This window comes from Nitrospirillum amazonense (genome assembly GCF_007828035.1).
GTDB classification, from domain to species: Bacteria; Pseudomonadota; Alphaproteobacteria; order Azospirillales; family Azospirillaceae; genus Nitrospirillum; species Nitrospirillum amazonense.
Window position 1 is genome coordinate 201,348 of sequence record NZ_VITV01000009.1, and the last position, 23,089, is coordinate 224,436.

Consider the following 23,089-nt stretch of genomic DNA (forward strand, 5'->3'; position numbering starts at 1 on the left):
AGCGACATGGCGAAGGTCTACCGCGTTCTGTTTCTGTGCCAGTTCAACTCCGCCCGCAGCATCATGGCCGAAGCGCTGATGCGCCATTGGGCCGGCGGCCGGTTCGAAGTGTTCAGCGCCGGGTCCGACCCGCTGCCGGAGTGCAACCCCATCGCCCTGGACCTGCTGACCAAGGCCCGCATTCCCACCGAGGGCCTGCATCCCAAGTCGTGGAACGAATTCGCGGGCCCCGACGTGGCGCCCATGGACTTCATCTTCCACACCTGCGACATGAGCGCCAAGGCGGAGGCGCCCCACTGGCCCGGCCACCCGATGATCGCCCACTGGGGCTTCCCCGACCCGCAGGGGTTCAAAGGGTCGGAGGTGGAGCAGCGGGCCTTGTTCAACCTGCTGTTCGGCATGATCGAGCGCCGGGTGCGCATCTTCTGTTCCCTGCCGGAGCAGAGGCTGGCCCGCCTGACGGCCGAGGCGCTGACGGCGATGCACAGCGAAGAGGGTTGGGCGGCGGCCGGCTGAGCCGGCCCTTCCCCAGCCCTCCCGCCCCGTACCGGACGAGTCCCATGATGCCGCCCGACAGCCAGACGCCGGACATGACCTTGCCCCAGCCGCCGAACGGCACCCGCTACGGCATGGTGAACCGGCGCCTGGGCGTGCTGTTCGTCGGGCGGGTCAACGCCGGCCGCAGCATGATGGCGGAGGCGCTGCTGCGTCATCATGCCGGCCATCGATTCGACGCCCACAGCGCGGGCCTGACCCCTGTGGACCGGCCCAACCCCTACGCCCTGGCCCGCCTGCGGGCGGAGGGCGTCGCGACCGCCGGCCTGGCGCCCAAACCGCTGGAGCGCTTCATGGCGCCGGACGCCCCGCCGGTGGACATCGTCATCACGGTCAGCGAGCTGGCGGCGACGGGCATGGCCGGCGCCTGGCCGGGCCAGCCGGTGACCGCGCACTGGGCCCTGCCCGACCCGGACCCCGCCCTGTATCCGGATGCCGACGCGCCTGAGGTACTGGTGGACGCCATCTTCCAGGATTTGCGGCGGCGGATCGATGTGCTGTCCGTCCTGCCCGCCCACTGCCTGCTGGCGCTGAGCCAGTGGCAGGATGAGGACGACGACGGGCTGCGCACCGCCTGATTTCGCAAGACGGAAAAGCCCGCCAGGCGGATAATTAAGCCGCCAATGGATAAAGCATACCCAGAGCGGACGATAATTCAGCCAGGCATAGCAATCGTTGCATTTTTTCCGGAATTCGCGAAAAGCGAGTGCCGTGTTGTGACACCGCTCACTGGCAGCGGCGTGAGGCACTGCCCATAGTCCGCTGCAATAATGAGGGCCCATGGGATCGGACGGATCGGGTGCGGGGGCATCGGATCGCCGGGGACAGGCCATCGTTTAGGAAAGCGCACCGCTGCCGGCTGTAGCCGCCTGCCCCTGGGGCCTCCTCTGGGGTGAGACGGCGCGGAAGGGTTTGCCCTTCGCATCCGGTGGACAGCCATCGCCCGGTTCATGCCGTGGCGGCGCGTTGCCGCGCGTGTGCGATTTCGAGACCGACACCATCGCCCACCCGGCGGGAATCGTCCCGCCGGCACCCGGGCATTTTGCGCCGAGCGAGACCAAGACCATGGAATCCCAATCGACCGTGACCACCGTGCCGAAACCGGGTGCGCCGCCGACGGGACTGTCGCGCACCGACTACCGGGGGCAGGACGGCCGCCAGCGACCGCCGCGCATCGCCCTGTTCATGATCCTGACGGTGATCGTCCTGGCCATCATCGGCGGCCTGTTCGTGTACTTCGACCGTAGCGTTAGGCCCGTGATGATCGGCCAAATCCTGAAAAAGATGACGCCACCGCCGCCGCCGGTCGCCACCGCCGTGGCCAAGACGGAGGACGTGCCGCAGTTGCTGCCCGCCGTGGGCACGCTGCAGGCCGTCCACCAGGTCACCGTGACGCCCGAGGTGGGCGGGTCCGTGACCAAGATCCTGTTTCAGTCCGGCGCCACGGTGACCGCCGGCACGCCCCTGCTGCAGCTGAACGACAAGCCGCAGCAGGGCGACCTGGCCAACTACAAGGCCCAGGCCAAGGTGGCCGAGCTGGACCTGGCCCGCTATCGCGCCCTGGTGGCCAAGCAGGCGACCTCGCAGCAGACGGTGGACCAGCAGGCGGCCGCCCTGGACCAGGCCAACGCCAACATCGCCAAGACCAACGCCCTGATCGCCCAGCTGCTGGTGCGGGCGCCGTTCGACGGCGTGCTGGGCGTGCGCCAGGTGGATGTGGGCCAGTACGTCAAGGCCGGAGATGCCATCGTCACCCTGACCGACCTGGATGAACTGTACGCCAACTTCACCCTGGCGGAGGGCGAGCGCGGCCGCGTGGCCGTCGGCCAGACCGTGCGCGTGACCGTGGACGCCTTCCCCGGCCGCGTGTTCCAGGGGACCATCACCGCCATCGATCCCCAGATCAGCAGCGACACCCGCACCGTGAAGCTGCAGGCCACCATCCCCAACAAGGATCACGCCCTGCAGCCCGGGATGTTCAGCAACGTCACCGTCGTGCTGCCGGCCACGCCCAACCAAGTCACCCTGCCGGAAACGGCCGTCGATTATTCGCTGTACGGCAACAGCGTCTATGTTGTGCGCCCCACCGTGGACAAGGACGGCAAGCCCGTGAATGGCGAGGACGGCAAGCCTGCCCTTCACGTGGACCGCGTCTTCGTGAAGACCGGTGACCGCGCCGACGGCAAGGTCGTGGTGCTGAGCGGCGTCAACCCGGGCGACCGGGTGGTGGCCGTGGGCCAGAACAAGCTGCAGAACGGCGCGCCCGTGAGCCTGTCGGAGCAGGGCCCCCCGCCCGCCCCGGCCCAGACGCCGCGCCCCTGATCCAGCCATAGACCCGAAATCAGGACCGGCCGCGCCCATGGCGGCGCGCGGCCGGTTCCAGGGGACACCCCGACCATGAAATTCACCGATCTATTCATCAAACGGCCGGTGCTGGCGCTGGTGGTCAGCCTGCTGATCCTGCTGCTGGGCCTGCGGTCGCTGTCGACCCTGCCCATCCGGCAGTATCCCAAGCTGTCGTCCACCACCATCAGCATCACCACCGTCTATCCCGGCGCCACGGCCGACCTGATGCAAGGGTTCATCACCACCCCCATCGAGCAGGCGGTGGCCAGCGCCGACGGCATCGACTACATGACCAGCAACTCCGTCCAGGGGCAAAGCACGGTCACGGTCTACGTCAAGCTGAACTATGACCCCAGCCAGGCCATGACCGACGTCATCGCCAAGGTGCAGCAGGTCAAATACCTGATCCCGAAAGAGGCGAACGACCCGGTCATCACCAAGTCGACGGGTGACACCACGGCGGTGATGTACCTGAGCTTCGCATCCAAGGAGCTGCCGGGCTCGGCCATCTCCGACTATCTCACCCGCGTGGTGCAGCCGCTGATCGCTACGGTCGACGGCGTCGCCTCGGCCGACATCCTGGGTGGCCAGACCTTCGCCATGCGCCTGTGGCTGGATCCGGCCCGCATGGCGGCGCGCGGCGTCTCGGCCGACGACGTGGCCAACGCCCTGCGCAACAACAACGTGCAGTCCGCCCCAGGCCAGGTGAAGGGCCTGTTCACCGTGTCCAACGTCACCGCCGACACCGACCTGACCAGCGTGGAGGATTTCCGCCGCATGGTGGTGAAGGCATCGGGCGGGGCCGTGGTGCGGCTGGAGGACGTCGCCTCCATCTCGCTGGGCGCGCAGAACACCAACAGCGCCGTCATGTTCAGCGGCCTGAACGCCGTGTTCATCGGTGTGCAGGTGACGCCCACGGGCAACCCGCTGCAGATGGTGCAGAACGTACGCGAGAAGATCCTGCCGGAGATTCAGCGCAACCTGCCGCCTGCCATCGAGATGAAGGTGGCCTATGACGCCACCAACTTCATCAACGCCTCGATCAGCGAGGTGGAACATACGCTGATCGAAGCCATCGTCATCGTCATCATCATCATCTTCCTGTTCCTCGGATCCCTGCGGTCGGTGCTGATCCCTGTGGTCACCATCCCGCTGTCGCTGATCGGGGCCTTCACCCTGATGCTGGCGGCGGGGTTCAGCCTGAACCTGCTGACCCTGCTGGCCATGGTGCTGGCCATCGGCCTGGTGGTGGACGACGCCATCGTGGTGGTGGAGAACGTCTACCGCCACCTGGAGGAGGGCAAGACGCCGGTGCAGGCGGCCCTGGTCGGCGCCCGTGAGATCGCCGGGCCCGTCATCGCCATGACCATCACCCTGGCGGCGGTCTATGCCCCCATCGGCCTGCTGGGCGGCGTCACCGGCGCCCTGTTCCGCGAATTCGCCTTCACCCTGGCGGGTGCGGTGGTCATTTCGGGTGTGGTGGCGCTGACCCTGTCACCCATGATGGCGTCGGTGCTGCTGCCCAAGGGCGGCGACCACACCGCGTTCTCGCGCTTCGTCGACCGCGCGTTCAACGGCTTGGCCAACTTCTATGAGCGGCGGCTGACCCGGGCGCTGGACTATCGTCCCGTCATCCTGCTGTTCGCCGTGGTCGTGCTGGCCAGCATCCCCTACCTGTACCTGCACGGCCGGTCGGAACTGGCCCCGGAAGAGGACCAGGGCATCCTGTTCAGCGTGTTCAAGGGCCCGCAGTACGCCAACATCGACTATACCCAGCACTATGCGCAGCAGCTGGACGCCGCCGGCGGCACCCTGCCCGAAGGACGGGAGCGCTTCCTGATCAGCGGCACCACCGGCACCAGCCAGGGCATCGCCGGCGTGCTGCTGAAGCCGTGGGGGGAGCGTGACCGGCCCATCCAGCAGTCGCTGGCGGCGCTGCAGGCGGCCTTCAACCAGGTGCCTGGCGAAAAGGCCCTGGTGTTCAACCTGCCACCCCTGCCCGGCACCACCGGCGGCCTGCCGGTGCAGATGGTGCTGAACGGCACCCAGGGCTTCCCCGCCCTCTATGAGGCGATGGACAAGATCAAGGCCGCCGCCGTCGCCAGCCACAAGTTCCTGGTGGTGGACAGCGACCTCGACTACAACACCCCCGTGGTGCGCATCCACATCGACCGGTCCAAGGCCAACGAGATGGGCGTCACCATGGCCAGCATCGGTGACACCCTGGCCCTGATGGTGGGTGAGAACTACGTCAACCGCTTCAACCTGCAGGGCCGGTCGTACGAGGTCATCCCTCAGGTGCCGCGCATCGACCGCCTGACGCCGGACAAGCTGACGCGCTTCTACGTCACCTCCGTCACCGGCGACCAGGTGCCGCTGTCCACCTTCCTGCGCCTGGAGGAGGGCACGGATCCCAACGCGCTGACCCACTACAACCAGATGAACTCCGCCACCTTCCAGGCCGTGCCCATGCCGGGCGTGTCCATGGGCGAGGCGGTGGCCTTCCTGGAAGACCAGGTGAAGCAGCTGCCGGCCGGCTATAGCCACAGCTATCTCAGCCAGACCCGGCAGTTCGTGGAGGAAGGCAACCAGCTGGCCATGACCTTCGGCTTCGCGCTGATCGTCATCTTCCTGGTGCTGGCGGCGCAGTTCGAAAGCCTGCGCGACCCGCTGGTCATCATGGTCAGCGTGCCCATGTCCATCTGCGGCGCGCTGATCCCGCTGTTCATCGGCATCACCTCGATCAACATCTACACCCAGGTGGGCCTGGTGACCCTGATCGGCCTGATCTCCAAGCACGGCATCCTGCTGGTGGAATTCGCCAACGAGATGCAGGTGAAGGAAGGTCTAGGCCGGCGGGAGGCCATCCTGCACGCCGCCCGCGTGCGCCTGCGCCCCATCCTGATGACCACCGCCGCCATGGTGGTGGGCCTGCTGCCGCTGCTGATCGCGTCGGGCGCCGGTGCCGCCAGCCGCTTCTCCATCGGCCTGGTAGTGGTGACCGGCATGTCCATCGGCACGCTGTTCACCCTGTTTGTCCTGCCGGCGGTCTATACCCTGCTGGCCAAGGATCACAAGGCGGCCGCCAGTTCGCGCCGCCTGCGGGAGATCGCCGAGGTCGCCTGACGGCGCTTCAGCGGTGCTGAGCATGGAAACGGCCGGGGGCGTCCCCGGCCGTTTTCTTTTGGAGGCGCAGCGCCCTGACCAAAGGTGAGTCCCCTTTTGCACCGGGCCACCCGCGTTGACAGAAGAACAAAAGCGGAACAATATCGGGGTGGGGGAACGGCGCGCCGCGCTGGCCGGCGGCCCCGTCGCGGTGGGACCGCATGAGCCAGCGCCCTGAAAATCCTTGGTTCTGGTATCGGCGGAGGCCTGCCGTGGTGCGCGTGTTCATGTCCTATTCCCACGTCGACGAAGCCCTGCGCGACCGGTTGGAAGTGCATTTGGCGCCCCTGAAGCGCCAGGGCGTGGCCCTCTGGCACGACCGGCGCCTGCTGGCCGGCGACGCGCTGGAGGACGGCATCGGCACGGCCCTGGCGGAGGCCGACGTGGTGCTGCTGCTGGTCAGTCCGGATTTCCTGGCCTCCCCCGCCTGCCATGATGGGGAGATGCAGCACGCGGTAGACCGCCACCGGACGGGGCGCGCGCGGGTGATTCCCGTTATCCTGCGGGCCTGCGACTGGCTGTCCACGCCGCTGCGCCACCTGCTGGCGGTGCCGCGCGACGGCCGGCCGGTCACGCTGTGGCCCGACCAGGACCAGGCCCTGCACGAGGTGGCCGTAGCCATCCGCCGTGCGGTGCTGGAGCGTACACCGCTGGCCAGCTGACCCACCGCCCCCTGGGGCCTTACTTCCTGGGGGAGACGCCGCCGGTCAATACAACGGGCGTCCAGCCCCGGGCACGGCCGTTGTCGCGCAGACGCACGGCCGGCACACCATCGCCGGCGCGATCTAAATCGACAATTTCTCGCAATCTGCGAGCCAAAATAGGATCGCCGGCGGCGTCCAGTTCATCGGCCGCACGCTCCAGTTTGCGGCGGATTTCCTCGGCATCGTAGTAGGTGATGTCTTCCATCGTGGCACCTATGACTTCATACACATGCCGTTAACGCAAAGTCCGTGCCGCTTCCCACCTAACCCTTGGGGTGCGGCATCAAGCGACTGTCGCACTATGCATCCGGACGTGGTAGGCAGGGCCATTCGCCAACGCGTCCAAGATCTTGGCCCGAGGAAATCACCCGCGATGTCCCCCGTCCTGGTCACCGGCAGCGCCGGGTTCATCGGCAACCACGTGGCGCTGGCCCTGTTGCAACGGGGCGTGGCGGTGGTGGGGCTGGACAACCTGACCCCCTATTACGACGTGACCCTGAAGGACGCGCGGCTGGCCCGCCTGCGCCCCTTCCCCGGCTTCACCGAGGCGCGTGTCGATCTGGCGGATCGGGCCGCCGTGGCGGACCTGTTCCACACCCACCGCTTCGGCCGGGTGGTGCACCTGGCGGCCCAGGCCGGCGTGCGATATAGCCTGGAACATCCGGCCGCCTACGTGGACAGCAACCTGGTGGGTTTCGCCAATGTGCTGGAGGGGTGCCGGGCGGCCGCCTGCGCCCATCTGGTCTACGCCTCCACCAGCTCGGTCTATGGCGCCAGCACCGCCATGCCCTTCAGCCCGCATGGGGGGGCCGACCACCCCATGACGCTCTACGCCGCCACCAAGCGCGCCAATGAGCTGATGGCCCATTCCTACAGCCACCTGTTCCGCATTCCCGTAACCGGCCTGCGGCTGTTCACCGTCTACGGCCCCTGGGGCCGCCCGGACATGGCGCTGTACAAGTTTGCGCAGGCCATCGTCGAGGGGCAGCCCATCGAGGTTTACGGCGAAGGGCGCATGCGGCGCGACTTCACCTACATCGACGACGTGGTGTCGGCCATCCTGGCCCTGCTGGATCGCCCGCCGACCATCGACGCGGCCTGGACCGGCGCCCGGCCCGATCCCGCCAGCAGCGGCGTCGCCCCCTATCGGCTGTACAACGTCGGCAGCGACCGCCCGGTGGAGTTGATGCGCTATGTCCGCCTGCTGGAGGAAAAGCTGGGCATGACAGCGGACATCCGCCTGTTGCCCATCCAGCCCGGCGACGTGCCCGCCACCTGGGCGGACATCGACGACCTGGCCCGCGACATCGGCTATGCCCCCGCCACGCCGGTGGAAGAGGGCGTGGCGCGGTTCGTGGAATGGTTCCGCGCCTACCGGGCCAGCGGGAAACCGGCCTGAACCGTCAGGCGACCTCGACCGGGTTCAGCACCATGGACGTGCGCTCGGCCACGTCGTTGATCCTGGACAGATAGTTCTGGAAGTGGGCCGTCGCGCGGTGGGCGGCGATGGCGTCGTTGTCCACGTACAGCTCATCCAGCACGAAGCGGTTGGGGTCGGCCTGGTCCTGCCAAATGTCCCAGCGCAGGTTGCCCGGCTCGGCCCGAGAGGGCGCCACCATGCCGGCCAACAGGGCCTTCAGCTCGTCCAGCTTGCCCGGCCGGGCGATGAGGATGGCAGTGATCTTCACGGTGTGGGTCATGGGGCTCTGTTCCTTTCGAGGGAGAGGCGGTGGGACCGGGAAGGCCCCGCCGCAGGGTCGTCTTTATGCCGCAACGGCGCGGTCCAGAGCCTGGACCAAGGCGGCCGCGAGCGGGTGGTCGGATCCGGGGTTCTGACCGGTGATGAGTTCACGGTCGACGATCACATGGGGCTGGAAGTTCACCGGGGTGGTGACGACCTCGCCACCCGCCGTCTGCAGCGCGTCGGCCACGTTGAAGTACAGCTTGGCGTGCAGGACGTTATCCTCGACCACCTTCTCCTCGGTGTTGGAGAAGACGGTCATCTTGTACCCGGCATACTGCCAGCCTTCAGCCCATTTCTTGGCAAGGTCGGCATCACCGGCGATCAGGGCGGCGCGGAACTCGCGGGCATGGACCAGGGCGGCGGTCACGGCGATGGGGCCATGGCACAGCAGGGCAGTGGGTTTGGCCTGCCCATGGAAGTGGCGCAGGATGGCCCCCAGGTCGGCATCCTGCATCAGGTCGACCCCGGGCGCCTGGCCGCCGGGCACGAACACGCCGGCGTAACCGTCCAGCCCTTCCGCCACCACGGCACGCAAGGTGCGCACCTGGTTCATCGCGGGATCGTTGGCGTAGAAGGTCCGGGCGCGCTGGTAGGCGACCTCATCACCGCCGAAATGCTTCGCGCTGTCCGAATTCGGGTCGATGGTCGGCTTGGTGCCGTCAGGCGTGGCCAGGACCACCTCGTAGCCGGCCTCGATCAGGGCCAGGACCGGCACGACGGTCTCATTCAGATACTGGCCGGTGGCGCCCCAGCCGCCGCCCTGGATTTCGATCCGCGTGGCGTTGGAGCCAACCACAAGCACGGTGCCTTTGCTCATTTCATCCTCCGTTGGACTGGGTCCGTTTGATCAGGGTCGCGTCGTTCGCGATGGCCCAACCATGCGCCGGCGGGACATATTTCAGAACTTTATTTCTGTTATTTTAGATATTCATATGACATTATAACTGATGCGCTACGATCTGAACCTGCTGCCAGTCTTCGTGACATTGATGGAGGAGCGGAACGTGACCCGGGCCGCGGCGCGGCTGGGCATCACGCAGCCGGCGCTGTCCAACGCGCTGGCGCGCCTGCGCCTGGTCCTGCGCGATCCGCTGTTCGTGCGTGAACGCTATGGCATCCAGCCCACGCCAGTGGCCCTGGACCTGGCCCCGGTGATCGCGGAGGCGCTGGCCAGGATCGATGACGCCATCCTGGGCCAGCAGGAATTCGACCCGGCGCAGGCGGATCGCCTGCTGACCATCGCCCCCAACAGCTATGTCGAGTTCGCGCTGATGCCGGCGGTCGTCGCGCGGCTGCGGGATGTGGCGCCGGGCATCAAACTGCGCCTGGTCCCCTATGGCAACGACCTGGCCGACACGGGTGTCATTTCCGGCACCACGGCCATGGCGCTGGGGCGGCTGGTCGATCCGCCGGACAATCTGATCGTGCAGCACCTGATGGATGAGGGCTTGGCCTGCGTGGTGCGGGCCAGCCACCCCGACGTGGGTGACACCCTGACCCGCGACCAGTATGAGCGCATGAAGCACGTGAATGTGCTGCCACCGGGCCGCATGCGCGCCGGCCTGTTCCAGGCCCTGCAGCAGAGGGGTGTGAAACGCGAGGTGGCGGTATCCGTGACCCATTTCCTGGCGGTGCCGGAGATGATCGCCGTCACGGACTATTGCGCCACGCTGCCCAGCCTGATCTGCCGCCGCCTGGCCCATGACCCGCGCCTGCGCATCCTGCCGGCGCCGGTGGACCTGGGCACCTTTCCCGTCGATATGGCCTGGCATGTGCGCTACCGCCACGACCCGGCCCACCGCTGGCTGCGGTCACTGATGACCGACGTGGCGCGGGAGCTTCAGTCGGCCTCGGCCACCGTGGCCTTCCAGGACAGGTAGGACAGCACGGTCCATAGGCGGCCGGCGTGGTCATGGCGGCCCGACAGGTGCTGCCGCCACAGGGTGGCCGCCACCGGCGCCTGGATCAGGTTGTCCTGGGGCGCGGTGTCCAGCAAGGTGGCCGCCCAGTCGCGCAAGGGGCCGCGCAGCCAGACACCAAGGGGCGCGCCGAAGCCGGTCTTGGGCGCGGTGACGGCACCCGGCGGAATACGGTCGGCCAGCAGCCGGCGCAGCATCCATTTGCCCCGCCCATCGCGCAGGCGCTGGTGCAGCGGCAGGCGCAGGCCCCATTCCACCACGCGCGGGTCCAGCAGGGGCGCCCGCGCCTCCAGGCCGGCGGCCATGCTGGCGCGGTCCACCTTGACCAGCACGCCATCGGGCAGATAGCGGGCAAGGTCGCGCAGCTGCAGGCGCAGCGTCGGGTCGGCGCCCCCCGAGGGCGTAATGGGCGGCAAGGTCACGGGCGCGGACGGTTCGAACGCCAAGCCCGGGCGCAGGATGGCATCGGCCTTCATGCCCAGCATGGCGATATACGCCTGATCCTCGTCCGCCGCCGCCACGGCGCCCAGGAATTTGCCCACCTTGTCCGACGGTTGGCGCAGGTGCGGCCTCAGCAGATGGGCGGCGCCGTCGATCCAGGCGTCAGGCACGGCGGCATCCAGGCGGGCCAGGCCGTGGCGCAGCCAAGCCGGCCGCCGCCGCCACCGGCCGACGGATCCCGCCCACAGGTGCCGGGAATAGCCGCCGAAGGCCTCATCCCCGCCATCGCCGGACAGGGCCACCGTCACGTGGCGGCGCGCCAGACGGCACAGCAGGGCCGTGGGAATGGCGGAGATGTCGGCGAAAGGCTCGTCATACATGCCGGCCAGGTGGGGCACCAGGTCCACCGCGTCGGCGGCCCCGACGCGCAAGGTGGTGTGGTCGGTGCCCAGGGCCTTGGCCGTTGCCTCGGCCGCGGCGGACTCGTCGAACTCCGCCTCCCCAAACCCAATGGTGAAGCTGCGGATGGGGGTGGCGCTCTGCCCCTGCATCAGGGCCGCCACCAGGGCGCTGTCGATGCCGCCGGAGAGGAAGACGCCCAGCGGCACGTCCGACACCATGCGCCGGCGCACCGCGTCGGTCAGCAGGTCGCCGGTCAGGCGCAGGATCTCGGGATCCTCCAGCGTCAAAGGGGCCGCCAGGGCGCGGCGGGCGGCGTCCGCAACCGACCAATAGGCCCGCGTCTCGGCACTGCCGTCGGCCGACACCGTCATGCAGGTGCCCGGCGGCAGTTGGCGGATACCGGTGAAGGCCGTGCGCGGCGCCGGGATGAAGCCGTGGCGGAAATAATCGGCCAGCGCCGCCTCGTCCGGCACGGCGTGATAGCCCAGCTCCGCCCTGACGGCCTTGAGCTCGGACGCGAACAGCAGCACGCCGTTGCCGAGCGACCAGTAGAGCGGCTTTTCCCCCAGCCGGTCGCGCACCAGCATCAGCCGGCGCTCCTCCGCCAGCCAGATGGCCAGGCCGAACATGCCGTTGCAGGCGGCCAGCGCGCGGGCGGCACCCCAGCGCGCGATGGCCTCCACCAGCACCTCGGTATCGGACTGGCCGCGGAAGGCCACCCCCTCCCCCACCAGCTGCTGGCGCAGGTCCTGGTAATTGTAGATCTCGCCATTGAAGGCGACGGTGACCCGGCCGTCGGCCGAGGTCATGGGCTGATGGCCCAGGGGGGAGAGGTCGATGATGGCCAGGCGGCGGTTGGCCAGCGCCACGCCGGCGGCGTCATCCTGCCAGACGCCCCGGTCATCGGGCCCGCGATGGGCCAGTCGGTCGATCATCACGCCCGCCTGGCGCGCCAGCCGGGTGCCGTCCGCCCCCCCGAATACCCAAAGCCCCGCGATGCCGCACATGGTTCCGCCCTGTGATTCCAGGATTCCCCGTAACGGGGATATCCAGGAATACAGGGCGTTACCGGTCAGCCGCCAGCGAATTGCGCCAGCCGCCACTTTGCGTTGGGCAGCGCCCTTAGGCCGCGCGCAGCGAGGCGATGGCCTTCGACACGCTGGCGCTCAGCGCCGACGTCTCCGTCCCCAGGATTTGCGAAGAGGACAGGACCTCGTCGCTGGAGCGGTGGGTGCTGTCGGCGATGGCCTGCAGGCCGGCCACGTTCTCCGCCACCACGGCCGTGCCCTGGGACGCCATCTGGACGTTGCGGGCGATCTCGCGGGTCGCGGCCTCCTGCTGTTCCACGGCGGCGGCGATGGCGGAGGAGATGGTGGTGATCTCGTTCACCGTCTGCTGAATGGCGGCGATGGCCTGGACGGCCTCGCGTGTCGCTCCCTGCATGCTGGTGATCTGGCCGCCGATCTCCTCGGTGGCTTTCGCGGTCTGGGTCGCCAGGCTCTTGACCTCGCTGGCCACAACGGCGAAGCCCTTGCCGGCCTCACCGGCCCGCGCCGCCTCGATGGTGGCGTTCAGCGCCAGCAGGTTGGTCTGGCTGGCGATCTCGCTGATCAGGCGCACGACGGAGCCGATGCGATCGCCCTGGTTCTGCAGCCGTTCCATCTGCTGGGTGCTTTCCTCCACCCGGACGCGGGCGTTGGTGGCCATGGTGGCTGCACGGGTGACCTGGCCGCTGATTTCCCCGAAGGACACGGACAGTTCCTCCGCCGCGCTGGCCACGGCCTGCACGTTGCTGTTGGCCTCGGTCACGGCGCGGTCGACCACGGTGGTGCGTTCCTGCCCCACCTGGGCCTGGTCGCTGAGGCCCCGGGCGTTGCCGGCCAGTTGCTGCACGGCGGCGTTCAGGCGTTCCACCAGGCTGTGGACGGAGCTTTCCAGGCTGTCGGCGATGCGCAACGAGGCCTGGCGCTTCTCACCCTCCGCCCGCTTCTCCGCCTCGGCCTGTTCCCGGGTCAGGCGATCGCGGTCGACCAGGTTGGCGCGAAAGACGGCCAGCGCGCCGACGATGGCGCCCAGTTCGTCCTTGCGGGCCAGCGCCTCGATGTTCACGGCGGTGTTGCCGGCGGCCAGGGCCTCGGTGGCGCTGGAAATGCGGTCGATGGACCCCTTCAGCATGCGCACGATGACGAAGGTGATGGCGGCCACGCCCAGCACCACGATCAGCACGATGATGGTGGACAGGGTTTGGGTGGCGGTGGCGCTGGCGTCCATGTCCTTGATGGCGGCGGCGGCGGTGGTCCGTTCATGCGCGGCGGCGGCGTTCAGCCGGTCCTGCACGCCCTGCAGGCTGGCGCGCAGCGGTTCCAGGAAGGACACGGCGGACTGGGCGTCGATGCCCAGCATGTCCTTCACGAAACCCACCGGCTGGCCCAGCTTGTCGATGTCCTGGCCCACGGTGGCCAGCTCTGCCTTGGTCTTGCCGTCGGGCAGGCGATCCTTGGCGCGTTCCACCGCCTCCTTCGCCTTGCCCATGCGCTGGACCACGCCGTCCAGCATGGCGACGGAGGTCTTGGCGTCACCACCGGCGGTGGCGGCCGCCAGGGCGTAATAGAGATCCTTGGCGGCGCCGTTCAGCTCGCTGGATGCGCTCAGTAATTCGGCGGTGGCCTCGAAACGGACCTCGCCCACATCCTTGGCGGTAGTGGTGATGCCGCCCACCACCTGGTGGGAAGCGATGGCCATCGCCACCAGGGCCACCAGCCCGATCGCGGGGGCCGCGAACAGCTTCAACGCCATGGGAAGATCATCGAACCGCATCACCTTCATCCTTTCACCAATCTTGGCCACCAGTCCTGAGCCGGCTTACGCCCGTCTTCTTGAATTCCTGTGGGCCGGGCACCCCCAAGGCGTCGGCGGGATGGACGGCCCAACCCAGCCGCCCACCCCACCCCTCGGGAGCCCGCCCGGGGTCCTTACTTCTCGGTGACCATCATCTTGAAGTTCGGGTCGAACTCGACACCGGCGGCGCTTGCCGCCGCCTTGCTGACGTAGATGGTGACCTTGGGCGTGGTCTCGACGGCGATGACGCAGCCGCCGGCATCGACGCACGCGACGTCGTTGCCCACGGTGACAGTGCCCTTGGCCAAGGCCTTCTTGCCCTCGGCGGCGGAGGACACGAACACGGCGTAGGCGCCCGGGGCGGCGTCACCGGCGGCGACGGCGGCACCCGGCAGGGCCGCCTGCACCGCCGCCACCGGGGCGGCGCCGGCGGTCACCACCACCTTGGCACCGGCAGGGGCCTTGGTGGTCAGGAAGCCCAGGGCCTTGGCGGCGATGGTCACCTGCTTGGCGTCCATCTCCGCCGCACCGGCCAGGCCGGACACCGACAGGGCGGCGGCCAGCACGGCGGTCTTCAGGATCATGCTGTTCATTACTCTTTCCCCCTTAGAACTTGTACGTGGCCGTTCCCCAGACACGCCGTTCCGCCTGGGGCGTCACGGCCAGCTGGGTGTGGTCCTGCAGCAGGTTGCTGCCCGCCAGCGTCAGGGAGAAATCGTCGCTGACCTTGTAGGAGACGGCGGCCTGGGCGGTCAGGCCCTGGCTGACGGTATAAAGGCCGGGGCCCTTGGCCGTCTGGTAATAGGCGGCGTAGTCGGACTTCCAATACAGGAACAGGTCCGTGGTCCATCGGCCGAAGTCATAACCGACATTGCCCTTCACTGTGTTCTTGGGCGTTGAGCGCTGATAATTCACCGGCACTGTCCCCGGCTTGAAGGTGAAGCTGTCGATGGGGTTCAGCCACGTCCACGACGCCGACCAACGCATGCCGCCGAGCTTGCCGTGCAGTTCGGCCTCGGTGCCCCATTCCTTGCTGTTGCCGAAATTCTCGCCCAACAAGATGGTGGGGTAGCCATTGATGAAATGGATGGAGCTGAAAGCGATGGACTTGTAGTCCTCGGTCTTTTGATACAGGGCGGAAACCTTGGCGGCGCCGTTAATGGCGGAAATGGCTCGCTGGTAACCCAGTTCGTAATTCGTCACCACGGTCGGGTTGACATAAGGATTGCCCGTAACCTGGACCGAGCCGGGTGCCTGCTTGCTGACAGTGTTGTTGCCCAGTTCAATCAGGGTAGGTGACTGGATGCCCCGGCCGGCCGTGGCCGTGATGGTATCGTCAGCCGACGGATGCCAAACGACACCGGCGTTGTAGGAGAAGGTGTCGAAGGCACGGTTGTTATAGTCGGCGGTGGTGAAGGGCACCGGTGCGAACCCGCTGCGGTTCAGCCAGGTGTGGTCCCAGCGGCCGGCCAACGTCAGGCTGAGGGTGTCGGACGCCTGCCAATTGTACATGTTGGACAGGGCAAAGTCCTGATAGCCGGTTGTGGCGCCCTTGCCCGGGGAGCTGTCGATGCTGTTGTCGCGGTATTCCAGGCCGACGCGGGTGGTCAGCGTAGGCGTCAGCTTCACCAGGTCCTGCACCTGCACCACGGTGGTGTCGGTATCGGATGCCACGGAGGTGATGGCGCCGTTATTCAACAGGTTCAGATGGTAGTCCAAGTGGTTGCTGTAGGCGGTGGCATCGACAAGGCCCCAGTCTGTATTGGCCTTCACCGTGCCCTTGAAGGAGCGGGTCTGGTACTGGCCCTGCGTGGGGCCTTGCAGCGCGGTCATGCCGAATTCGTCGGCACGGCTCCAGGTGCCTTCGAAGCCGGCCTGCACATCGGGGGTGATCTGGGCCAAGCTGTCCATGGAGGCGGCGCGGCGCATGGAGCCGTTGCCGCGCAGGCCCTGGACCAACTTGTCGGACGCGGTGCCGTACTCATCCATGTTCCAGCCGCCGGCGGAGAAGCGCACGCCGACCTTGTCGCCCAGCTTTACGCTCTTGACCGCGTCAAACTCCTTCTGGCCCTGGCTGCCGACGGTCACCTGGGCTGCGCCAACATCGTCGTACAGGGGGTTATAGGTGATGATGTTGACCACGCCGGAGACGGCGTTGAAGCCGAACAGGGCGGCCTGCGGGCCCTTCACCACCTCGATCTGGCGGATTTCGGGCAGTTGCACCGGGATGGCGGACCAGATGGTTACACCGTAATGGTCCAGGTAGACTTGGCGGCCGTTCACCAGCACCAGCAGGCGCGGGTTGTTGCCCTGGTTGTAGCCATCCACGCCCACGTCGGCGCCGGAGACACCCCAGGACAGCACATCCACGCCGGCCACCCGGTTCAGGATGTCGGGAATGGTGCGCGCGCCGGAGTGGGCGATCTCGTCCGCGGTGATGATGGTCATGGGGGCCGGCGCCTCGCTGGCGCGCTGCGGCTGGCCGGTGGCCGAGGTCGTCACCGCCTCGCCGAACAGGTCTTCCAGCGACCCGTAGTTCATGGACTGGGCCTGCGCACTGGACGCGATAGCGACACCCAACAGCGTCAGCACCAGCCGGGACGGCGAACGCGCCAATTTGGACTTCAAACGCATGGTGTTTTTCATTCTTTAACCCCAACTCACCCGAGACAAGACGACGACGGATTGTTTCGGGTTAACTGGTTCACATAACAACCTGAGCAATATATTCTTTTGGATACTCCAAAGGGTATTTTTTATAAAATGTTTTGTTGTTAACTGTACATTTACCATGATTACTTAATCAATTCCCTCTACATCCTTAATACATAAAATTTTATCTGATCCATTATTCGGTAGTCGCTACTTGGGTATGTCGCCGATGGTTGGATTGGTGCCATGCGACTGCGACACTATCGGCGGGCCCGTCTTCCTGCGAAAAAGACATGTGGCGGCAAGGCCTTGGCAGGGGCACCGCCAAATGGCGCGTTCCCCTGGCCCGAAGGTTCGGCATGCCCAGCGACACACCCACCACCACCGCCCCGGCGGCATCCGCGACCCAGATTGGTAAAGACCTGCCCTATCTTGAGGTCGGCACCGCGGCCTATCGCCGGGTGACGGCCATCCTGTTCGTGGCGGGATTTTCCACCTTCGCCACGCTCTATTGCGTGCAGCCGCTGCTGCCGGACTTCGTGCGCGCCTATGGCGCCAGCCCGCCGGGGGCCAGCCTGTCGTTGTCCGTGACCACGGCGGCGCTGGCCGTGGCCCTGCTGGTGGCCGGTGCCATCTCCGACCGCTCGGGGCGCAAGGGGATCATGGTAGCGTCATTGGCCCTGTCCGGCAGCCTGGGCCTGGCCAGCGCGCTGGCGCCCAGCTGGCCCTTGTTCCTGGTGCTGCGGGCCCTGGCCGGGCTGGCGCTGGGCGGGTTGCCCGCCGTCGCCATGGCCTATGTGGCGGAAGAGGTGAACCCGAAATCCGCCGGCCTCACCATGGGACTGTACATCGGCGGCACCGCCATGGGCGGCATGGCCGGCCGTATCCTGACCGTGCTGATCACCGACGTTTCGAACTGGCGGGTGGCGGTGGGCCTGGTGGGCGCGGTGGGCATCCTGGCCGCGCTCACCGTGGCCACGGCCCTGCCACCGTCACGCCATTTCCGCCAGCGCGAGGGTGGCCTGTGGAGCGGCCTTACCGCCGCCTGGCGCCTGCACCTGTCGGACGGCGGACTGGTCGCCCTGTTCGCCACCGGCTTCCTGGCCATGGGCGCCTTCGTCACCGTGTTCAACTATGTCGGCTTCCGCCTGCAGGCGCCGCCCCTGAGCGTTCCCCCCGCCACGGTGGCCGTGCTGTTCCTGGTCTATGTCTTCGGCATCATCAGCTCGCCCCTGTTCGGCGGGCTGTCCAGCCGGTTCGGCCCCGGCCGGGTGCTGGTGGCGTCGTCCGTGTTGATGCTGGCGGGCCTGGGCATCATGGACATCGCGCGGCTGGACACGCTGGCGCTGGGCCTGGGCCTGTTCACCTTCGCCTTCTTTGGCGTGCATTCGGTGGCATCCGGCTGGATCGGCCTGCGCGCCCGGCAGCACCGGGGCCAGGCCTCCGCCCTCTACCTGTTCGCTTATTACATGGGCTCCACCCTTGCCGGGACGGCCGGCGGCTTCTTCTGGCACGGCTGGGAATGGACCGGGATCACCCTGTTCGTGGGCGGCCTGCTGGGGTTGCTGATCCTGAACGCCCTGGGCCTTGCGTCCCGGCGCACCCAATAGAACAATCTATTTATGTTATATGCGGAATATAACACATTGACTTGAGTTTATTTAGGCGGTCATACTGCGCATCACGCGGTAATTCTCGTGAGGATGTCATGGCCGCCAGCCCCGCCCACCCCCCGCCCGACGATGGCGGTTTCTTCGTGCCGGATGACGTGCCCCCGGCCCTGGCCGACCTGCTGCGGGAGATCGGACCGCCCCGGTATCGCGATATCCCCTTGGACGCCTTGCGTTCCGGCTATGTGGAAAGCCGCCGCCCCCTGGCGCCGGAGCCGCCGGCCCTGGCCTCGGTCATGGACCAGATCATCGGCGGGCCGGGCGGCCCCCTGCGGGTGCGCATCTATCGCGCCAATTTCGGCTGGCGGCCGGTTCCGGCGCTGTTGTTCCTGCACGGCGGCGGCTGGACCATCGGCAATCTGGAAAGCCATGACATCCTGTGCCGCCAGTTGGCGGCGGCCTCCGGCCACACGGTGGTGGCGGTGGACTACCGCCTGGCGCCGGAACATCCCTATCCCGCCGCCCTGGACGACGCCTGGGCCGCCCTGACCTGGCTGGCTGCCAGCGCGGAGCGCCTGGCCATCGACCCGCTGGCCATCGGCGTGGCCGGCGACAGCGCCGGTGGCAACCTGGCTGCCGTGCTGGCGCTGAAGGCACGGGACGAGGGCGGGCCGCACCTGAAGACCCAGGTGCTGATCTACCCCTGCACGGATCTCAACGCCGACCGCCCATCCCACCACCGCCGCGCCGGCGGCTATCTCATGAGCCGGGAGCAGTACCTGTGGTACGTGGATAACTACGTGAACGGCGCCGACTGCAATGACTGGCGCCTGTCGCCCCTTCTGGCCGGCAGCCTGGCCGGCCTGCCGCCCGCTGTCATCCTGACGGCCGGCCTGGACGTGCTGCAGGATGAGGGGCGGGAGTATGCCGCCCGCCTGGCCGGCAGCGGGGTGCCCGTGCTGCACACCGTCTATCCCGACATGGTGCACGGCTTCATCACCCTGGGCGGCCGCCTGCCCCAGGCGCAAAAGGCGGTGAGCGACATTGCCAAGGGCCTGGCATCCTTCGACATTTACAATTTCATCGACGGTGCGGGGATTTGATACGCTGCCCCCAGCTGAAGGGGGATGAGGAACCATGGCGACCAAGGGAACACCGGCGGTGCGCGCGGTGGAGGCGGCGGGGGTGGCCTATCGCCTGCTGGAATACGACTACGACCCCAACGCCGCCGCCATCGGCCTGGCCGCGGCGGAGGCGCTGGGGCTGGATCCCGCTCTGGTCTACAAGACCCTGGTCTGCCAACTGGAGGGAGGGCCGGGGGGTCTGGCCTGTGCCATCATCCCGGCCGGCGCACGCCTGGACCTGAAGGCGCTGGCCGCGGCGGCCAAGGCCAAGAAGTCGGACCTGGCGCCCCAGGCGGTGGCGGAGCGCAGCAGCGGCTATGTCGTGGGCGGCATCAGCCCCCTGGGCCAGCGGCGTACCCTGCCCACCTTCCTGGATCGGTCGGCGGAGGCGCTGACGGAGATTATCGTCAACGGCGGGCGCCGCGGCCTGCAACTGGCGCTGGCCCCGGCCGACCTGGTCAAGGCCGCCAATGCGCGCTGGGCCGACATCACGGCCTGATCCCAACCTTACGCCCCGTTGCCACCGAGCCCCTGGCCTGAACATACTCCCCATCCGAACGGCGCCCACATCAAGAGGCGCCGCCGGTCGGGAGGAAGCATGTCGCATGTCCGCAGCGCCGTCCGGGCCTGGCGCCTGGCCACGGTCGCGTTCGTGGTCCTGGTCTGTGCCCTGGCTTGCCGGCGTGCCATGGCCGGCGCGGTGGAGAACGAGGCCAGCGCCCCGCCGCTTTCCATCATCTACCCCCGATACGTGGAATCCGGCGACGACCCCCGTGCCGACTATCCGCTGGGCCTGCTGCGCCTGGCGCTGGATGAGATGGGCGTCCGCTACACCCTGCAATCCAGCGACACCCTGATGGAACGCACCCGGGCCGTGGCGGCGCTGAAGGCGGGTGCCGTCATCAACCTTGCCTGGGTGGGCAGCAACGCGGAACTGGAGCGCGAGCTGCGTCCCATCCGTATCCCCCTCTACCGGGGCCTGCTGGGCTATCGCCTGTTTATCATCCGCCGGCAGAACCAGCCCCGTTTCACCGCCGTGCGGAGCCTGGACGACCTGCGCCAGCTGACGGCCGGCCAGGGTCTGGGCTGGACGGACGTGGACATCTTCCAGGCAGCCGGGCTGCCGGTCGAGACCTTCCGCTATGACCTGCTGTTCCGCCTCATGCAGCAGGGACGCCTGGACTATTTCCCCCGCGGCGCCAGCGAAATCTATGCCGAGCTAGCGGCGCATGCCGCCGACTGCCCGGATTTGGCGGTGGAGGATAGCCTGCTGCTGGTCTATCGGCTGCCGCTGTACTTCTTCACCAACAAGAAGGACGAGGCCCTGGCCGCGACCATCGAGGAGGGGTTGCGCCGCGCCTCCGATGATGGCTCCTTCCTGAAATACTTCAACGGGCACCCTGCCATCCGAAAGTTGTTGGCCGAGGCGCACCTGGACACCCGCCGGCGCATTGACATTCCCAACCCGGTCCAGTCGCCGGAGACGGCCGCCCTGCCGGACAAATACTGGTTCGACCGGTAGAGCACGCGCCTTTAGATTGCCGCCAGCGCCGCCGCCAGGCGGTCCAGCGCGCCGACGTCCGCTGCCAGGCCCAGGCGCAGCCAGGCCTGGCAGCCAGCGTGTTCCGGAAAGGGCCGCGTCCACAGGCCGGCCTGGGCCAGGTGCCGCCAAAGGGCGGCGGCGTCACCAGCATCCACCAGCCGATACAGCGCCGTGCCGCCGATAACGCGCAGGCCCCCGGCCCGCAGCACATTGTCCAGCGCCTCCGCCGCAGCGCTCAGCCGGCGCCGCATGGTGGCCTGCCAGCCCAGGTCGGCCAGTGCCATCGCACCCACCGCCAGCGCGGGGCCGCTGACGGCCCAGGACCCCAGCGCCAGGCGCACCGCGTCCAGCAGCGCCGGCGGCGCCAGGACGAAACCCAGGCGCACACCGCCCAGGCCGAAGAACTTGCCGAAGGATCGTAGGATGACCAGCCCCGGCGCACCCGCGTGCAGGCACAGGCTGCGCGTGGGGTCCAGGTCGGCGTAGGCCTCGTCCACCACCAGCCAGCCGCCGCGCGCAGCCAGACGGGCGGCCCGATCCAGCAGGTCACCCACCTCCCAGGCGCGACCATCGGGGTTGTTGGGGTTGCACAGCACCACCACGTCGGCGGCGTCTACCGCGTCCTCAGGTGCCGTCACGGTACGCACGGCATGGCCGGCGGCGGCCCATGCACGGGCGTGGTCGCCATAGGTGGGGCCGACGATGGCCACCTCCCCGGCGGCGCGCAGACGCGGCAGGGTTTGGATCAGCAGCTCCGATCCCGGTGCCGCCACCAGGCTGTCCGGCCCCGGCGCGCCATAAGCCAAGGCCGCCGCCGCCAGCAGCGCCCGCAGGTCACCGCGCGTGGGCAAGCCCGTCCAGGCGACGGGCGGGATGGGGGGCAAGGGATAGGGCCAGGGATTGATACCGGTGCTGAGATCGACCCAGGGGCCGGGCGCATCGGGAAAGAGGGCCGCCGCCTGGGTCAGGTCGCCGCCATGACGGATCTGGATTTCGGGCGTCATCATGCTAAACCCCAGGCATCATGAGCCTCTTCCCCACGCTTTACCCCGCCCTGCCCTGGCTGGCCCTGGCCGCCCTGGCGCTGGAGGCCCTGCTGGGCTATCCCGACGCCCTGTACGCCCGCATCCGCCATCCGGTGGTGTGGATCGGTGCCCTGATCAGCGGGCTGGACCACGCCTGGAACCAGGCGGAACGGCCGGTGGCCTGGCGCAAGGCGGCCGGCATCCTGGCCGAGCTGGTGCTGGTGGGGGTGGCGCTGGCCGTTGGCGTCCTGCTGCAATCCTTGCTGGCGCGCCTGGGCGGCCTTTGGGGAACCGTGGCGATGGGCTTGGTGGCCAGCAGCCTGCTGGCCCAGCGCAGCCTGCACCGCTTCGTCGCCGCCGTGCCGCGCGCGTTGCGCCAGCGCGGGCTGGAGGGCGGGCGGGAGGCGGTATCGCACATCGTCGGCCGCAACCCCGCCAGCCTGGATGAGGCCGGCGTGGCCCGCGCCGCCATCGAAAGCCTGGCGGAGAACTTTTCCGACGGGGTGGTGGCGCCGGCCTTCTGGCTGGCGGTGGGTGGCCTGCCGGGAGTGCTGGCGTACAAGGCCATCAACACCGCCGACAGCATGGTGGGCCATCGCACCCCCCGGCATGAGGCCTATGGCTGGGCGGCCGCCCGGCTGGACGACGTGGTGAACCTGCCGGCCTCGCGCCTGACGGCCCTGCTGCTGGTGCTGGCGGCCTGGACGCGCGGCCCCGCCGGGGCCAAGGCGGCGTTGGTTGCCGTCCGCCGTGACGCCGGCCATCACCGCAGCCCCAACGCCGGCTGGCCGGAGGCCGCCATGGCGGGCGCCCTGGGCCTGCGCCTGGCCGGTCCCCGCACCTATGGCGATGTGCGGGTGGACGACCACTGGATGGGCGACGGCCGGGCCGAGGCCACCGCCGCCGACATCGAGGCCGGCCTCAGCCTTTACCGCCGCAGCCTGGCCCTGCTGTGGGGCTTGGCGCTGATCGCCGCCTGGATAAGCTAGGACGAAAATGCGGGGAAGCCAAACCCGCGGAT

Annotated in this window: 20 protein-coding genes; 12 read left to right on the forward strand and 8 right to left on the reverse strand. The window is 68.2% G+C overall.

Features of this window, described 5'->3' with window-relative positions:
* Nucleotides 1–6: 6 nt before the first annotated feature.
* The 5 genes from FBZ87_RS22670 to FBZ87_RS22690 all read left to right on the forward strand — a co-directional run bounded on the left by FBZ87_RS22670 (nucleotide 7) and on the right by FBZ87_RS22690 (nucleotide 6,728).
* Complete coding sequence (locus FBZ87_RS22670) at nucleotides 7–516, forward strand: arsenate reductase ArsC (RefSeq protein ID WP_145612860.1); 510 nt, start codon at nucleotides 7–9, stop codon at nucleotides 514–516.
* A 44-nt stretch (nucleotides 517–560) separates the two neighbouring features.
* Nucleotides 561–1,133 (forward strand): arsenate reductase/protein-tyrosine-phosphatase family protein, encoded by a 573-nt coding sequence (locus FBZ87_RS22675; RefSeq protein WP_145612861.1) that lies wholly within the window; start codon nucleotides 561–563, stop codon nucleotides 1,131–1,133.
* A 487-nt stretch (nucleotides 1,134–1,620) separates the two neighbouring features.
* Nucleotides 1,621–2,877 carry an efflux RND transporter periplasmic adaptor subunit gene (locus FBZ87_RS22680; protein ID WP_145612862.1) on the forward strand — a complete coding sequence of 419 codons (1,257 nt, stop codon included), beginning with the start codon at nucleotides 1,621–1,623 and terminating at the stop codon, nucleotides 2,875–2,877.
* A 75-nt stretch (nucleotides 2,878–2,952) separates the two neighbouring features.
* A complete protein-coding gene (locus FBZ87_RS22685) occupies nucleotides 2,953–6,027 on the forward strand; it encodes a multidrug efflux RND transporter permease subunit (protein ID WP_145612863.1) in 3,075 nt (1,024 codons plus the stop codon).
* Nucleotides 6,028–6,278: 251 nt separating this feature from the next.
* Nucleotides 6,279–6,728 carry a toll/interleukin-1 receptor domain-containing protein gene (locus FBZ87_RS22690; RefSeq protein WP_186454921.1) on the forward strand — a complete coding sequence of 150 codons (450 nt, stop codon included), beginning with the start codon at nucleotides 6,279–6,281 and terminating at the stop codon, nucleotides 6,726–6,728.
* A gap of 19 nt (nucleotides 6,729–6,747) precedes the next feature.
* Here the strand turns inward: FBZ87_RS22690 and FBZ87_RS22695 are convergent, their stop codons facing one another.
* Nucleotides 6,748–6,975, reverse strand: a complete 228-nt coding sequence (locus FBZ87_RS22695) for a hypothetical protein (RefSeq protein ID WP_145612865.1) — start codon at nucleotides 6,973–6,975, stop codon at nucleotides 6,748–6,750.
* A 168-nt stretch (nucleotides 6,976–7,143) separates the two neighbouring features.
* On the opposite strand from FBZ87_RS22695, the gene FBZ87_RS22700 reads away from it, so the two are divergent.
* Nucleotides 7,144–8,169, forward strand: coding sequence for an NAD-dependent epimerase (locus tag FBZ87_RS22700; protein WP_145612866.1), 1,026 nt, complete (start codon nucleotides 7,144–7,146; stop codon nucleotides 8,167–8,169).
* 4 nt (nucleotides 8,170–8,173) lie between these two features.
* Here FBZ87_RS22700 and FBZ87_RS22705 read toward each other — a convergent pair whose 3' ends face one another.
* A complete protein-coding gene (locus FBZ87_RS22705) occupies nucleotides 8,174–8,470 on the reverse strand; it encodes a putative quinol monooxygenase (RefSeq protein ID WP_145612867.1) in 297 nt (98 codons plus the stop codon).
* A gap of 63 nt (nucleotides 8,471–8,533) precedes the next feature.
* Nucleotides 8,534–9,331 carry a type 1 glutamine amidotransferase domain-containing protein gene (locus FBZ87_RS22710; protein WP_145612868.1) on the reverse strand — a complete coding sequence of 266 codons (798 nt, stop codon included), beginning with the start codon at nucleotides 9,329–9,331 and terminating at the stop codon, nucleotides 8,534–8,536.
* Nucleotides 9,332–9,461: 130 nt separating this feature from the next.
* On the opposite strand from FBZ87_RS22710, the gene FBZ87_RS22715 reads away from it, so the two are divergent.
* Nucleotides 9,462–10,394 carry a LysR family transcriptional regulator gene (locus FBZ87_RS22715; protein WP_145612869.1) on the forward strand — a complete coding sequence of 311 codons (933 nt, stop codon included), beginning with the start codon at nucleotides 9,462–9,464 and terminating at the stop codon, nucleotides 10,392–10,394.
* Here FBZ87_RS22715 and asnB read toward each other — a convergent pair.
* The 4 genes from asnB to FBZ87_RS22735 all read right to left on the reverse strand — a co-directional run bounded on the left by asnB (nucleotide 10,355) and on the right by FBZ87_RS22735 (nucleotide 16,748).
* Nucleotides 10,355–12,283 carry an asparagine synthase (glutamine-hydrolyzing) gene (asnB, locus tag FBZ87_RS22720; protein WP_145612870.1) on the reverse strand — a complete coding sequence of 643 codons (1,929 nt, stop codon included), beginning with the start codon at nucleotides 12,281–12,283 and terminating at the stop codon, nucleotides 10,355–10,357. The two genes, FBZ87_RS22715 and asnB, sit on opposite strands and share 40 nt — an antisense overlap.
* Before the next feature lie 115 nt (nucleotides 12,284–12,398).
* Nucleotides 12,399–14,093, reverse strand: a complete 1,695-nt coding sequence (locus FBZ87_RS22725; RefSeq protein ID WP_186454922.1) for a methyl-accepting chemotaxis protein — start codon at nucleotides 14,091–14,093, stop codon at nucleotides 12,399–12,401.
* 155 nt (nucleotides 14,094–14,248) lie between these two features.
* Complete coding sequence (locus tag FBZ87_RS22730) at nucleotides 14,249–14,707, reverse strand: hypothetical protein (RefSeq protein WP_145612872.1); 459 nt, start codon at nucleotides 14,705–14,707, stop codon at nucleotides 14,249–14,251.
* A gap of 13 nt (nucleotides 14,708–14,720) precedes the next feature.
* Nucleotides 14,721–16,748, reverse strand: coding sequence for a TonB-dependent receptor plug domain-containing protein (locus FBZ87_RS22735; RefSeq protein ID WP_246134538.1), 2,028 nt, complete (start codon nucleotides 16,746–16,748; stop codon nucleotides 14,721–14,723).
* A 377-nt stretch (nucleotides 16,749–17,125) separates the two neighbouring features.
* Here FBZ87_RS22735 and FBZ87_RS22740 point away from each other — a divergent pair, with 377 nt between their 5' ends.
* From FBZ87_RS22740 to FBZ87_RS22755, 4 genes are all read left to right on the forward strand, one after another.
* Entirely contained in the window at nucleotides 17,126–18,376 is a 1,251-nt protein-coding gene (locus tag FBZ87_RS22740) for an MFS transporter (protein ID WP_145612874.1), read from the forward strand.
* 98 nt (nucleotides 18,377–18,474) lie between these two features.
* Entirely contained in the window at nucleotides 18,475–19,479 is a 1,005-nt protein-coding gene (locus FBZ87_RS22745; RefSeq protein ID WP_145612875.1) for an alpha/beta hydrolase, read from the forward strand.
* A 34-nt stretch (nucleotides 19,480–19,513) separates the two neighbouring features.
* The gene (gene ybaK, locus FBZ87_RS22750) at nucleotides 19,514–19,999 is read left to right on the forward strand and encodes a Cys-tRNA(Pro) deacylase (RefSeq protein WP_145612876.1); all 486 of its coding nucleotides are present in this window, start codon (nucleotides 19,514–19,516) and stop codon (nucleotides 19,997–19,999) included.
* A 99-nt stretch (nucleotides 20,000–20,098) separates the two neighbouring features.
* Nucleotides 20,099–21,022: a substrate-binding periplasmic protein gene (locus FBZ87_RS22755; RefSeq protein WP_145612877.1), complete on the forward strand. Its 924-nt coding sequence runs from the start codon at nucleotides 20,099–20,101 to the stop codon at nucleotides 21,020–21,022.
* A gap of 11 nt (nucleotides 21,023–21,033) precedes the next feature.
* Here the strand turns inward: FBZ87_RS22755 and cobD are convergent, their stop codons facing one another.
* On the reverse strand, nucleotides 21,034–22,050 hold the full coding sequence (gene cobD / locus FBZ87_RS22760; RefSeq protein WP_211107097.1) for a threonine-phosphate decarboxylase CobD: 1,017 nt from the start codon (nucleotides 22,048–22,050) through the stop codon (nucleotides 21,034–21,036).
* Nucleotides 22,051–22,067: 17 nt separating this feature from the next.
* On the opposite strand from cobD, the gene cbiB reads away from it, so the two are divergent.
* Entirely contained in the window at nucleotides 22,068–23,057 is a 990-nt protein-coding gene (gene cbiB, locus FBZ87_RS22765; RefSeq protein WP_145612878.1) for an adenosylcobinamide-phosphate synthase CbiB, read from the forward strand.
* Nucleotides 23,058–23,089: the final 32 nt, after the last annotated feature.